The sequence below is a fragment of the Paenarthrobacter sp. YJN-5 genome, from assembly GCF_015040095.1.
Taxonomy (GTDB): Bacteria; Actinomycetota; Actinomycetes; order Actinomycetales; family Micrococcaceae; genus Arthrobacter; species Arthrobacter ureafaciens.
The window spans coordinates 1682391-1695764 of sequence record NZ_CP053544.1; the positions used below are offsets into that span (position 1 = coordinate 1682391).

Annotated in this window: 10 protein-coding genes; 7 read left to right on the top strand and 3 right to left on the bottom strand. The window is 64.3% G+C overall.

Going from position 1 to position 13374, the window contains the following annotated elements:
• Positions 1 to 10 precede the first annotated feature (10 nt).
• The 3 genes from HMI59_RS08000 to HMI59_RS08010 are packed head-to-tail and all read right to left on the bottom strand — an operon-like array spanning position 11 to position 2864.
• On the bottom strand, positions 11 to 1510 hold the full coding sequence (locus HMI59_RS08000; RefSeq protein WP_193593313.1) for an FAD-dependent oxidoreductase: 1500 nt from the start codon (positions 1508 to 1510) through the stop codon (positions 11 to 13).
• The gene (locus HMI59_RS08005) at positions 1507 to 2379 is read right to left on the bottom strand and encodes an FAD:protein FMN transferase (RefSeq protein WP_193593314.1); all 873 of its coding nucleotides are present in this window, start codon (positions 2377 to 2379) and stop codon (positions 1507 to 1509) included. The genes HMI59_RS08000 and HMI59_RS08005 overlap by 4 nt, the downstream gene beginning before the upstream one ends.
• 5 nt (positions 2380 to 2384) lie before the next feature.
• Positions 2385 to 2864 carry an FMN-binding protein gene (locus HMI59_RS08010; RefSeq protein ID WP_071416296.1) on the bottom strand — a complete coding sequence of 160 codons (480 nt, stop codon included), beginning with the start codon at positions 2862 to 2864 and terminating at the stop codon, positions 2385 to 2387.
• A 223-nt stretch (positions 2865 to 3087) separates the two neighbouring features.
• On the opposite strand from HMI59_RS08010, the gene argS reads away from it, so the two are divergent.
• The 7 genes from argS (at position 3088) to prfA (ending at position 13357) form a co-directional block, all read left to right on the top strand.
• Positions 3088 to 4737 (top strand): arginine--tRNA ligase, encoded by a 1650-nt coding sequence (gene argS, locus HMI59_RS08015; RefSeq protein WP_021471012.1) that lies wholly within the window; start codon positions 3088 to 3090, stop codon positions 4735 to 4737.
• Positions 4738 to 4740: 3 nt separating this feature from the next.
• Complete coding sequence (lysA, locus tag HMI59_RS08020; protein WP_193593315.1) at positions 4741 to 6213, top strand: diaminopimelate decarboxylase; 1473 nt, start codon at positions 4741 to 4743, stop codon at positions 6211 to 6213.
• Complete coding sequence (locus HMI59_RS08025) at positions 6206 to 7522, top strand: homoserine dehydrogenase (protein WP_021471010.1); 1317 nt, start codon at positions 6206 to 6208, stop codon at positions 7520 to 7522. Before lysA ends, HMI59_RS08025 begins: the two co-directional genes overlap by 8 nt.
• On the top strand, positions 7523 to 8626 hold the full coding sequence (thrC, locus tag HMI59_RS08030) for a threonine synthase (protein WP_071416297.1): 1104 nt from the start codon (positions 7523 to 7525) through the stop codon (positions 8624 to 8626).
• A 2-nt stretch (positions 8627 to 8628) separates the two neighbouring features.
• Positions 8629 to 9603 (top strand): homoserine kinase, encoded by a 975-nt coding sequence (gene thrB / locus HMI59_RS08035; RefSeq protein WP_193593316.1) that lies wholly within the window; start codon positions 8629 to 8631, stop codon positions 9601 to 9603.
• A 309-nt stretch (positions 9604 to 9912) separates the two neighbouring features.
• Positions 9913 to 12072 (top strand): transcription termination factor Rho, encoded by a 2160-nt coding sequence (gene rho / locus HMI59_RS08040; protein ID WP_193593317.1) that lies wholly within the window; start codon positions 9913 to 9915, stop codon positions 12070 to 12072.
• A 211-nt stretch (positions 12073 to 12283) separates the two neighbouring features.
• On the top strand, positions 12284 to 13357 hold the full coding sequence (prfA, locus tag HMI59_RS08045; protein WP_021471006.1) for a peptide chain release factor 1: 1074 nt from the start codon (positions 12284 to 12286) through the stop codon (positions 13355 to 13357).
• The last annotated feature ends 17 nt before the right edge of the window (positions 13358 to 13374 follow it).

The following is a 13374-nucleotide window of genomic DNA, read 5'->3' on the forward strand; positions in this document are numbered from 1 at the left end:
CCGCCCGGCCTCAGTATCCGGCAAAGGAATCCACGTGGATCTTCCTGGCCCCTGCTGCCTGGGCCACCCCCCGCAGGTCCTGGACGTTCTTCGGGGAGCCGGAAATATAGACGGCGCGGTCCCGGATATCCGGAACCAGCTCCTGAAGGCGCCTTGCGTCGATGCGGGGCGTACCGGCGTCGTCCATGAACTCCGGCGGAGCCGAACCGTCCGCAAGCCGCGCAACCACCCGGGCCCCGGACTTTTCCAACTGTTCACAGGCGGCCAGCTCGGCGCGGCTCCGGGCCAAATACAGCACCACGGTATCCCGCTCCCCGCCGGACGCCAGCTGGGACAGGAAAGGGGTGATCCCGATGCCCGCCGCGATCAGGAGGACCGGGGCTCCCGGGTCGCGCGGCAGCAGGAAATCGCCGCCGACGGCGGTGGCGCCCACCGTGTCGCCGGGCTGCAGGCCCAGCAGCGTCTTCTTGGCCGGGGACAGCGGTTCTCCGGTGCCAACGCCGAACGTTACTTCAGGCGCCCCGGGAGGGCTCGTGATGCTGAAGACCCGACGCATGCCCTTCCCATTGCGGTCCGGATGCGGCAGGTTCAGCTCCATGAACTGGCCTGCGGCGTACCGGACGGGACGTTGCGGCTCGAAACGGAACTCGGTGGTGCCCGGTGTCAGCGGTCTGGAACCCTTGAACACCAGTTCCACGCGGCCCCGCTGGCCGAGGAAGAAAGCTGCGAGGTTACCCACCAGCAGCGCCAGTTCCGGAGAGTTGGCCACGAAGCCAAGGTTGTAAGGAACTGCGAAAACAATCCCGACGACGGCGGCGAGCCCGAGTTGCTGCCACCGGCGCGGTGGCAGAGTGAGCGGCTCGGAGAGCATGAAACCGGCAAAGAACAGCAGGGGCCGTTGCGCCAGGGGTTGCCACAACGCCTGCCCGACGGTCATGCTGCGGCTCACCAATTCCGCAAACACGACGCCTGTTGCGACCACCATGAAAACGCCGGCCATCAGCAACTTCCGGATGCGGTACAGGACAGCCAGGACTCCCGGAACCAAGAGCCAGAGCATTGCCGGGGTTGCCGCCCACCACGTGGCGATATTCAGTCCGGTCAGCCCGGTAAGGAACGCACCTGCGGCGGCCGGGTTGAAGATGTGCCGCCCCCGGAACGCCAGGGCGAACTTGGACGCGCTGGCCAGCACGCAGGCAAGCGCAACACCGGCCATGTCCGTGGGGACGAACGTTGGCCAGAAAAGGAAGTAGATCAGCAGCCCGGTAATGAGGGAGGAATCCGGATGGGCCTTCGTCCGGAAAAGGAGCGCGAGCAGGCGGCTGGAGCCGTAGCTCAGGGCCAGGCACAGCACCAGGTGCACCAGCATCTGTGGAAGGCCGAAGGTCAACCATCCCAGCACGTTCAACAGGAGGCTGTACGCCACCAGGATTCCCAAGACCCACAGGATCAGGCGGTACATGGTGAAGCGGCCCAGCCAGGTGTCCAAACGGGCCTTCATGGTGTTCATGTGAACAGTCTCCCCTCGAAACCGGGTGAAAACGTGGCACTCCCGGTGGAGAACACACGGAGCCATTCGAAGTCGAAGGAATCCTCGAGTGTGCCCGGTTCCACCATGAAGAGCGCCGTGGCCAGCGCATCAGCCTCCATGGCCGTTGCTGCGATGGTCCAGGAAGCAACGATGGTCCGGATGGGTTGCCCCGTTCTTCCGTCGAGGACGTGGTGCAGGCCGTCCCCCCAAGCCCTGCGGTTGGCAGCCGAGGCGCAAAGGGCGGCATTGTTCAGCTCCACGGTGCCGATCGCCTGCCTGGGGTTGTATGGATGCTCGAGCGCAACAGTTACGGGCCGGCTTCCGCCGTGCAGCATGTCGCCGCTTCCATCGACCAGGAAATCGGTGCGGCCATGAGAACGCAGGATCACGGCCAGGAGATCAACCAGCTGTCCCTTTCCCGCCGCACCGATATCCAGGATGACCGGTTCCTTGGCGGTCAGCGAAGTTGCATTCCATTCCAGGAGTTCCTCCCAACCACGGGCAGCAACGGGACTCCCGGAAGGAACCAGGCTGTAGCCGGCGCCATAGCCCAGGCGCTCCAGGCTTGGACCGATGAGGGGAGTCATGGCACCGCGGCTGAGGCGATAGAGCTCCGCGTACAGGTCACGAAGCCCGGCGGCATGCCCGGGGAGGGCGATGGTGCCGGGGGCCTGTGCGAGTTGCGACACAAGCGAGTCCGCACGGAACCTCGAATATGTCCGGTCATAAACGGCGACGGTTTCCAGTAATTCGCCCCTGAGCTGCTCCGGCAGATGATCCGGCGTAGCAATCTCCCACGAGGTGCCGATGCCCTCGAAGCGGAAAACGCTCCAGCCGGGGTGTGGCATGGCCCCTACTTGGCCTGGGACTTGATTTGCTGGACGGCGTCGTTGAATCCCCCGGAGGTCAGGGACGAACCGGCCACTTTTGAAACGTTGAGCTGGTCAATGTCCTTGCCGACAATCTGCGCGGCAATCCCGCCGGCAAATTCACCCTGGAACTTCCTGGTGTTGGGGTTGGACGGGTGCTCGGTGATGTTGACAGCAGAGACTTTGCCTCCTGCAAGGGTCAGCTCCACGCCCACCGTTTCCTGTCCGTTGGGGGAGGTGTACGTCCCGTCGGCCTTGTACGTGCCGTCCTTGTAGGGTGAACCGGCAGTGCCCGCGGAGCTGCCACCGGAACCCGAAGGACCTGCCGTGCCGGCCTGTCCGCCGTTCTGGGTGGCCGGAGTCTGGGCGGGTGCCTCGGTGGCCGGGGCGCAGGCCGCTGCCGTGCCTGCGATTGAGATACCGGCCAGGCCGACGTAGATGGTCTTGCGGAGGGGCGTGGTCATGGTCTGCTCATTTCGTGTGGACAAGTTCTGTATTCGCGGGACCGCTCGTGCTGTTGGGTGACCCAAAAGGCCACGTGCCTACGGTTTCAACAACGTCGAAATCAGCGTAATGGTTCACGTTGTGCCGCCGCCCTGAAGGAACTGTGTAGCGGCTGTGCGTCGGGTTGCCCACATAAGCGCCCTCAAATTCCGCGACTTTGCGGGCCCCCGGTAGGCTAGATGCGTGACTCCCGAAGAACTCTCTGCTGCCATATCCACTTGCCTGAAGGACGCTGTTGCCGCCGGTGAAATCGCACTGGCCGAATCCGCCGTCCCCGATGACGTCCGGGTGGAGCGACCCAAGAACCGGGATCACGGAGACTGGGCCACCAACATCGCCCTGCAACTTGCCAAGAAGGCAGGCACGAATCCCCGCGAATTTGCCGGGCTCCTGAGCCGCAGGCTGACTGAGATTCCGGGCGTAACAGCGGTGGAAATCGCGGGCCCGGGGTTCCTGAACATCACAGTGGACGCCGCCGCCGCGGGAGCTTTGGCGAAGGCCATCGTTGAGGCCGGTGCCGAATACGGCACCAACAAGGCGCTCGCAGGCCATGTCATCAACATGGAATTCGTTTCCGCCAACCCCACCGGCCCCCTGCACATCGGGCACACCCGCTGGGCCGCCCTCGGTGATTCGATTGCCCGTGTCCTGCGCGCCTCCGGAGCGGATGTGACGGCTGAGTACTACATCAACGACGCCGGCTCGCAGATGAACGTCTTCGCCCATTCCGTGCTGTCCCGCCTCCACGGCCGGGACGTGCCGGACGGCGGTTATCCGGGCGAGTACATCCGGGAACTCGGCGACGAAGTTCTGAAGGCACACCCGGGAATCAGGGAGCTCACGGACGAGGCCGCACTGCCCGTTATCCGGGCGGCCGCCTACGAGGCCCAGATGGCTGACATCAAGAGCACCCTTGCCGATTTCGGCGTGGAGTTCGACGTCTACTTCTCCGAGAAGGACCTCCACGACGTCGGTGCGATCGAAGCCGCCGTCGCGCGCCTCCGCGAGCAGGGCCATGTGTTCGACGATGGCGGTGCGGTGTGGCTGCGGACCACCGACTTCGGGGATGACAAGGACCGTGTCATGATCCGCGCCAACGGGGAACCCACCTACTTCGCTGCCGACGCCGCCTACTACCTCTCCAAGAAGGACCGCGGCTTCATTGAGAAGATCTACCTCCTGGGTGCGGACCACCACGGCTACATCAACCGCCTGAAGGCCATTGCCGCCTGCGCAGGGGACAATCCCGACACCAACATCGAGGTCCTGATCGGCCAGTTGGTATCGGTCAACGGCGCCAAGCTGTCCAAGCGTGCAGGCAACATCATCGAACTTAAGGACCTCATTTCCTGGCTTGGAAAGGACGCAGTCCGCTACTCGCTGGCCCGGTTCCCTGCGGACTCGCCGCTGACGCTTGATCCGGAGTTGCTCAAGAAGAACAGCAATGAGAACCCCGTGTTCTACGTCCAGTACGCGCACGCCCGTTCCCGTGGAACAGCCAGGAACGCAGCCGAGGCGGGCGTTGACCGGTCCGTTTTCGATGCCTCGCTGCTGGACCACGCGACCGAGAACGAGTTGCTCTCCTACCTTGGCAGCTACCCTTCGATCGTTGCCAAGGCAGCCGAGTTGCGCGAACCCCACCGCGTAGCACGCCACCTCGAAGTTATTGCCGGCGCCTATCACCGCTGGTACGACGCCTGCCGCGTCTCGCCGCAGGGCGAGGAACCCGTACAGGACGTCAACCGCACCCGTTTGTGGCTCAATGACGCCACGAGCCAGGTGCTGGCCAACGGACTCGAACTGCTGGGCGTTTCGGCGCCGGAACGGATGTAAGCGATGACCACCAAGGCTTCACACGCGTCCCCGCTTGCTCCGGAGTGGCTCGCCGTGCCGGAGGATTTGAACGCCCTGCAGGAACCCCTGTGGGCGGCGGGCGTCGGCCGTGCTGCGGAAGGCGAGGTTGCCATTGACGGTATTACCGTCAGCGAACTGAAGGAACAGTTCGGCACACCGCTCTTCGTCATGAGCGAAACGGACTTCCGCGTTCGCGCACGCGGGTTCAAGGACGCCTTCGATGCGGCTTTCGCGGACATTTGCGGGGGAGTGGACGTTTACTACGCCGGCAAGTCCTTCCTGTGCACGGCCGTTGCCCAGTGGGTTGCGGAGGAGGGCCTCCGCCTGGATACCTGCTCCGGCGGTGAACTGGCGGTTGCTGCCAGGGCCGGAATTCCCGGCAGCAAGTTGAGCCTGCACGGCAACAACAAGTCCGACGCCGAGATCAACCGCGCGTTGGACATGAAGGTTGGCCGCATCGTGGTGGACAGCCTCGATGAACTCCAGCGGATCGCGCGGATTGCCTCCGGACGCGGAGAAGCAGCCAAAATCATGCTGCGACTCACTCCCGGGGTGCACGCACACACGCACGAGTTCATTGCCACCGCCCACGAAGACCAGAAATTCGGCTTGTCGATGGCCGGGGACACCACCGGTGAAGCAGGGCTGTCTGCGGCGGAAGAAGCAGTCGCCGCTGCGGTCTCCGCTCCCGGCATTGAACTGCTGGGCCTGCACTGCCACATCGGTTCGCAGATCTTCGAACCGGACGGATTCGCCCTGGCGGCGCAGAAGCTGCTCGCCTTCCAGGCCGCCATGCAGGGCAAGTACGGCATTGTCATGCCGGAACTTGATCTTGGCGGCGGTTACGGAATCGCCTACACGCCCGTGGACACCCCGCGGCCCGCGGCGGAGATCGCAGAGGCAATGGCCGCCGTCGTCCGCGCTACGTGTGCCGAACTCGGCATGGAAGCCCCGCGGATTTCCATAGAGCCCGGCCGGGCCATCGTTGGCAGCACAACCTTCACCCTGTACGAGGTGGGTACGCTCAAAACCGTCCGCGTTGATTCCGGAAACGGCCAGGACGGGGACGGAAACGTTACGTATCCGCGCCGTTATGTGTCGGTGGACGGGGGCATGAGCGACAACCCCCGCCCGGTGCTGTACGACGCGGATTATTCGGCAGTTTTGGCGTCCCGCGGCTCTGTGGAGGAGCCGCAGCTGTCCCGCGTAGTGGGCAAACATTGCGAGAGCGGCGACATAGTTGTTAGAGATGTATATCTGCCCGCGGACGTGGCAGCCGGTGATTTGCTCGCAGTACCGGGTACCGGCGCCTACTGCTGGGCCCTCTCCAGCAACTACAACTACCTTGCCCGGCCGGGCGTCGTCGCAGTGCGCGATGGGGCCGCCAGGCTGATTGTCCGCGGGGAAACCGAAGAAGATCTCTTGAACCGCGACATGGGAGTGGCGAATGTCTGAAGTGCGAAACCTGAAGGTGGCCCTGCTGGGCTGTGGCAACGTGGGGGCCCAGGTCGCGCGGATTCTTATTGACGACGCCGACGCCCTCGCCGCCCGCAGCGGCGCCCGACTGGAACTGTCCGGTATTGCCGTGCGGAACATCGACACCCCGCGCGACGTCGAGCTGCCGAGGGAGCTCTTCACAACCGACGCAGAGACCCTCGTCAAAGACGCGGACCTTGTCATTGAACTCATGGGCGGGATTGAGCCTGCCCGCTCGCTGATCCTGACTGCCGTCCGCAACGGTGCCTGCGTCGTGACCGGCAACAAGGCGCTCCTGGCGCAGGACGGACCGACGCTGTACGAAGAAGCGGACAAGGCAGGCGTCCAGCTTTCCTATGAGGCCGCCGTGGCCGGAGCCATTCCCATCCTGCGGCCCATCCGGGACAGCCTTTCCGGCGATCGCATCACGCGCGTCCTGGGCATCGTCAACGGCACCACCAACTTCATCCTGGACCAGATGGACACCACGGGTGCCCAGTTCGCCGACGCCTTGGCCGAGGCCCAGCGCCTTGGCTACGCCGAGGCCGATCCCACGGCCGACGTCGAAGGGCATGACGCTGCCGCGAAGGCCGCGATCCTTGCATCGCTGTCCTTCCACACCCGCTTCTCACTGGACGACGTCTATTGCGAAGGCATCACCAAGGTCACGGCCTCGGACATCGCCTCCGCCAAGGAAGCCGGCTTTGTCATCAAGCTCCTGGCCATCGCCGAAAAGATCGAGTCCCCGGACAACGGCAGCGGCATCTCAGTGCGCGTGCATCCCACGCTGCTGCCGCGCGAGCACCCGCTGGCAGCCGTCCGCGGCGCCTTCAACGCGGTATTCATTGAGGCCGAGAACGCTGGAGAGCTGATGTTCTACGGCCAGGGGGCAGGCGGAACGCCAACTGCCTCCGCCGTACTGGGCGACCTCGTGTCGGCCGCGCGCCGCCTCGTCCTGGGCGGCCCGGGACGCACAGAGACGACAACCGGTTACGTCCAGCCCCTTCCCGTGGAAGCCTCGACTACCAGCTATTACATTGGCCTCGACGTCGCCGACCAACCCGGGGTCCTGGCCCGCATCGCCCACATTTTCGCGGAGAACGGCGTCTCCATCGAGATCATGCGCCAGACGATCCACCGGGACGCTTCGTCCGCTGTGGAGTCGGCTGAGCTGAAGATCGTGACGCACCGTGCATCCGAAGCTGCACTTGCAGCAACCGTCGAGGCCGTGAAGGGCCTTGACGTTATCAATTCTGTGACATCCGTACTGCGGGTAGAAGGGGTCTAAGTGGCTCACCAATGGCGCGGAGTAATCCGCGAATACGCTGATCGTTTGCCTGTAACGGAAGCCACGAAGGTCATTACCCTCGGCGAGGGCGGTACGCCGCTTGTCCACGCGCAGAAGCTTTCCGAGCTCACCGGCTCCGAGGTCTACCTCAAGGTCGAAGGCATGAACCCCACCGGTTCCTTCAAGGACCGTGGCATGACCATGGCCATGACGGCTGCGGTAGAGGCCGGGGCCAAGGCCGTTGTGTGTGCTTCCACCGGCAACACCTCCGCTTCGGCAGCTGCCTACGCGACGGCCGCCGGCCTCAAATGCGCTGTCCTGGTTCCCGAGGGCAAGATTTCCATGGGCAAGCTGAGCCAGGCCATCGCGCACGGTGCCACGCTGCTGCAGGTTGACGGCAACTTTGACAACTGCCTGGACATCGCGCGGAAGCTGGGCGAGTCCTACCCGGTGTTCCTGGTGAATTCGGTGAACCCTGCCCGTATCCAGGGCCAGAAGACCGGTGCTTTCGAAGTGGTGGACTCTTTGGGCGACGCTCCGGACATCCACGTCCTGCCCGTAGGCAACGCCGGCAACATCAGTGCTTACTGGAAGGGCTACAAGGAGTACTCCGCCCCCTTCGAGACCCCCAACGGCACGCTGGCCGCAGTCTCTACCAAGACCCCTGCCATGTGGGGCTTCCAGGCAGCCGGTGCCGCCCCCTTCGTCGCCGGCCATCCCATCACCGAGCCGGACACCATTGCCACGGCCATCCGCATCGGCAATCCGGCCTCGTGGGAAACCGCTGTTGCGGCCCGCGACGAATCGGGCGGCTTGATCGAGGCCGTGACGGACGAGGAAATCCTCGCCGCCCACCGTTGGCTCTCGTCCAAGGAAGGCGTCTTCGTTGAGCCCGGCTCGGCCGCAGGCGTCGCCGGCCTGATCAAGAAGCACGCCGCAGGTGAGGTGCCGTCCGGCAAGAAGATCGTCATCACCGTCACCGGCCACGGCCTGAAAGACCCGCAGTGGGCCCTGCGTACCGAGGACGGCAGCGATGTCCAGCCGGTCAAGGTGCCCAACGACGTCGTCACTGTTGCAGCAGAACTGGGACTGGAAGAAAAGTAAGAGTGGAAACAACGCAGCCCACCGCGACTGATCGAACAGAGGTCGCGGCCGGCCAGCGCCTGACGGTCAGGGTGCCCGGTACGAGCGCCAACCTTGGCCCCGGCTACGACAGCCTCGGCCTGGCCTTGTCCATCTACGACACCCTGACCGTGGAAACCCTTTCCTCCGGAGAGCTCGAGTTCGAGCTCTCCGGAGAGGGAGCGGAAACACTTCCGCGGGACTCCTCCCACTTGGTGGTCCGCGCCATCGACCTCGCCCTGGACCGGCTCGGGTTCCAGCGCAACGGGTTGAAGATCATTGCCGAGAACGTCAACCCGCATGGCCGTGGCCTGGGTTCTTCCGCCTCCGCCGTGGTTGCTGCCGTGACCGCTGCCAACGCCATGGTTCCGTACGAGGCCCGCCAGGACCGTGACTGGATCCTGCAGTTGACCAGCGAGATTGAAGGCCACCCTGACAACGTCGCACCCGCAATTTTCGGCGGATTGGCGCTGTCATGGCAGGACAGCGAGCAGTACAGCAGCACGCGTGCGGATGTCGCGGCATCAGTGGTTCCCGTCGTGGCCGTTCCGGATTTTGAGCTCTCCACCGAAACTGCGCGTGGCCTACTTCCCGCCTCGGTGGGGCACCATGCCGCAGCCATGAACTCGGGTCGGGCAGCGTTGCTGGTCCATGCCCTGACCAGCAAGCCGGAGCTGCTGCTCCCGGGTACTGAGGATTACCTCCACCAGAGCTACCGGGCGGAGGCAATGCGCCCGAGCGCCAACCTGATTTCCTCCCTGCGCTCAGCCGGGTTCGCCGCCGTCGTGTCCGGTGCAGGACCAACTGTCATGGTGCTCGCCAACGGCGAGGCCGAGGCCGCAGCAGTCACCGCCCACATCGACGCCTTTACTTCGGCCAACACACCCGACGTTGCTTGGCGCGTGATGACGCTGGCTGTGGACGTTGAAGGTGCTAGAGTGGAAGTGCACCGGCGGTAAAGCCGCGGGCAGTTCCCTGATTTTGGATCTCGGCAGTATCGCCGTACCCTTTCGTCAACTGCACCAACGTCTGGCGGTGCCGTCTCTTTCCGGCCTGTCTCAGGTGCCGCAGAACTCTCTCTGTTCCCTGATTAAGTCAGCCGGTTGTCCGGGCAACTGGATCCAGTGAAGACGATCAGTATCCGGCCCTGTTGGCCACAATCCATCAGGCACGGCCGAAACCATAGGCTGCAGATCTGAACTGCAGCCCGGAACAAATCATCGCGTCCGGCTCTCGCTCCGGACGCCGTCGAGGGGGAAGGATCCTTCGTGACAGAAACCACTGAGCTGGCTTCAGCTGTGGACACCACATCTTCTGCTGCCGAGTCGTCAACGGCCGCAACCACCAAGAGCAGCGGCCTTGCCGGCTTGAAGCTCGCCCAACTCCAGGCTCTTGCCAGCCAGTTGGGCATTTCCGGGGGATCACGGATGCGCAAGGGTGACCTTGTCAACGCAATTTCCGCCCACCGTGCCGGCACGCCAGCCACCAAGGCGCCTGCCAAGGCGCCGTCGAAGGGAAGCGCTGCAGCTGCCCCCAAGGAAGCTCCTGCCGTTGAGCAGCAGCCGGAAAAGTCGGCTCCCGCAGTCGAAACCGCCGGCGAAGCAGCTCCCCAGGAAGCTCCGCGACGGGGACGTGGACGCAGCCGCCGGGCAAGCAGCGATGGCGTCGTGGCTGCGGCCGAAGCCGCCGCTGCGGCAACGGCAGAGGCTGGATCGGCTCCCGCCGCTGAAGCCGCACGTACCGAAGAAACGGCCGCTCCTGCGGCCGAAACCGCGGAAGCTCCTGCCGAGCGCCGTCAGCCCCGCACCCGCAACCGCCGTCGTGGTGAAGCCGTCGCTGCAGCCGAGGCCGCAGAGGCACCCGCTGCCGAACCGCGTACGGAGCAGCAGGCCGAGCAGCGGTCCGCTGAACAGCGCGCTGACCGTGAAGGCCGCGACAGCCGTGCAGAGCAGCGTGAAGGCCGCGAAAGCCGCGCCGACCAGCGTGAAGGCCGTGCCGAGCAGCGCGAACAGGCTGAAGCCGGTGAACAGCCGCAGCGTGAACGCCGCGACAACTCCCGCAACCGCCGTGACGACAACGATGGCGAAGACGGCGGCAACCGCCGCAACCGCCGCAACCGTCGCGACCGCAACGAGCAGAACGACCGCCGAGGCCAGGACAGCCGCGACGGCAACAGCCGCAGCGAACGCTTCCGTGACCGCAATGAGCGCCGCCGCGGACGTTCCCAGGGACCGGACGTAGACGACGTCGAGGTCACTGAAGACGACGTGCTGCTGCCCGTCGCCGGCATCCTGGACGTCCTGGAGAACTACGCGTTCATCCGCACCTCCGGCTACCTTCCGGGAGCCAACGATGTTTACGTATCGCTCGCCCAGGTCAAGAAGTACAACCTGCGCAAGGGCGACGCCGTGGTCGGTGCCATCCGTGCGCCGCGCGAAGGCGAAGACCGCAACCAGCAGTCGTCCCGCCAGAAGTTCAACGCCCTGGTCCGGGTCACGTCGGTAAACGGCAAGACTCCCGAGGAGCTCAAGGACCGCGTTGAATTCGCCAAGCTTGTGCCGCTCTACCCCTCGGAGCGACTCCGCCTCGAAACGGACCCGAAGAAGATCGGCCCCCGTGTCATCGACCTCGTGGCTCCCATCGGCAAGGGCCAGCGTGGCCTCATCGTCTCCCCGCCCAAGGCCGGCAAGACGCTGATCCTGCAGTCCATCGCGAATGCCATCACCACCAACAATCCTGAGGTCCACCTCATGATGGTGCTGGTTGACGAACGCCCTGAAGAAGTCACCGACATGCAGCGCACCGTCAAGGGTGAGGTCATTGCCTCCACCTTCGACCGGCCTGCAGACGACCACACCACGGTCGCCGAACTTTCGATCGAGCGTGCCAAGCGCCTCGTTGAAATGGGCATGGATGTTGTTGTCCTCCTCGATTCCATGACCCGCCTCGGACGTGCGTACAACCTCGCAGCCCCGGCCTCCGGACGTATCCTGTCCGGTGGTGTGGATTCCGCAGCCCTGTACCCGCCCAAGCGCTTCTTCGGCGCCGCCCGCAACATCGAAAACGGCGGTTCGCTGACCATCCTGGCAACGGCCCTCGTGGAGACCGGTTCCAAGATGGACGAGGTCATCTTCGAAGAGTTCAAGGGCACCGGCAACATGGAACTGCGCCTGTCCCGCCAGCTGGCTGACAAGCGCATCTTCCCGGCCGTGGACGTCAACGCCTCCGGTACCCGCCGCGAAGAGAACCTGCTCTCCCCGGAAGAGGTCAAGATCATGTGGAAGCTGCGCAGGGTCCTCTCCGGCCTGGAACAGCAGCAGAGCCTTGAACTGCTGACCAACAAGATCCGGGAAACGCAAAGCAACGTCGAGTTCCTCATGCAGGTCCAGAAGACGACGCTTGGAGCGAAGTCGGACAACGACAAATAGCTGCTCTGGTGAGCCGCTGATTCTGCTGCCCCCGCCCCTTCGCCGGGCGGCTTGCGATCTCCGATCCCAAGCCGCCCGGCTCCGGCAGGCCCGAAGCCACTCCCGGGGCAGCAGAATCAGCGGCTCGTCTGCGTTCGGCCCACCTTCCATGGGCTGTCAGTGACCACACGATGCAGTTATTAGACTTGTACAAGTCGAAAGAGGTTTGAGAATGTTTGAGTCCGTACAGGGACTGTTGGATGAGCATGCTGCCATCCAGGCCCGGTTGAGCGATCCTGCTGTCTACGCCGATCAGTCGCTGGCCCGTAAGTTGGGGCGGCGGTCTGCCCAGCTTCAGGGCATCGTGGAGGCGTACAACAAGTGGCGCGGACTCAATGATGACCTCGAAGCGGCCAAGGAAATGGCTGCCGAGGACCCCGACTTTGCTGCCGAGGTGGACCAGATCGAGGAGCAGATCCCCGCGGCCCAGGAGCGGCTGCGCCGGTTGCTGATTCCCCGCGATCCTGACGACGCCCGCAACGTCATCCTGGAAGTAAAGGGCGGTGAAGGCGGCGACGAGGCAGCGTTGTTCGCCGGTGACCTCCTGCGCATGTACATGCGTTACGCCGAATCCCGCGGCTGGAAAACGGAAATGATATCCGCCACGGAATCGGACCTGGGCGGCTATAAGGACGTTTCCGTGGCCATCAAGGGCAACTCCAACGATCCCGCTGAGGGTGTCTTTGCCCGCCTCAAGTTCGAGGGCGGCGTCCACCGCGTGCAGCGTGTTCCGGTCACGGAGTCCCAGGGCCGCATCCACACGTCCGCCGCCGGTGTCCTGGTGCTTCCCGAAGTGGACGAGCCCGAGGAAATCGAGATCAACCAAAACGATCTCAAGATCGACGTTTACCGTTCGTCCGGACCGGGTGGACAGTCGGTCAACACCACCGACTCCGCTGTCCGCATCACCCACTTGCCGACGGGCATCGTTGTGGCCATGCAGAACGAGAAATCGCAGTTGCAGAACCGTGAAGCCGCCATGCGCGTGCTCCGTGCCCGCCTCCTGGCCCACCAGCAGGAGCAAATCGACGCTGCCAACTCCGAACAGCGCAAGTCCCAGATCCGCACCATGGACCGTTCCGAGCGCATCCGTACGTACAACTTCCCGGAAAACCGCATCGCCGACCACCGCACTGGCTACAAGGCATACAACCTGGACGCCGTCATGAACGGTGACTTGGAACCGGTCATCCAATCCGCCATTGAGATGGATGAACAGTCGCGCCTGGACGCCATCGGCGAATAGCAGCCGGACGCAGGTAA

What these genes read in the sequence shown, in the direction of transcription:
- lysA (WP_193593315.1), top strand. Translation starts at nt 4,741, where the DNA reads ATGACCACCAAGGCTTCACACGCGTCCCCGCTTGCTCCGGAGTGGCTC.
- prfA (WP_021471006.1), top strand. Translation starts at nt 12,284, where the DNA reads ATGTTTGAGTCCGTACAGGGACTGTTGGATGAGCATGCTGCCATCCAG.
- HMI59_RS08025 (WP_021471010.1), top strand. Translation starts at nt 6,206, where the DNA reads ATGTCTGAAGTGCGAAACCTGAAGGTGGCCCTGCTGGGCTGTGGCAAC.
- HMI59_RS08010 (WP_071416296.1), bottom strand. Translation starts at nt 2,864, where the DNA reads ATGACCACGCCCCTCCGCAAGACCATCTACGTCGGCCTGGCCGGTATC.
- HMI59_RS08000 (WP_193593313.1), bottom strand. Translation starts at nt 1,510, where the DNA reads ATGAACACCATGAAGGCCCGTTTGGACACCTGGCTGGGCCGCTTCACC.
- HMI59_RS08005 (WP_193593314.1), bottom strand. Translation starts at nt 2,379, where the DNA reads ATGCCACACCCCGGCTGGAGCGTTTTCCGCTTCGAGGGCATCGGCACC.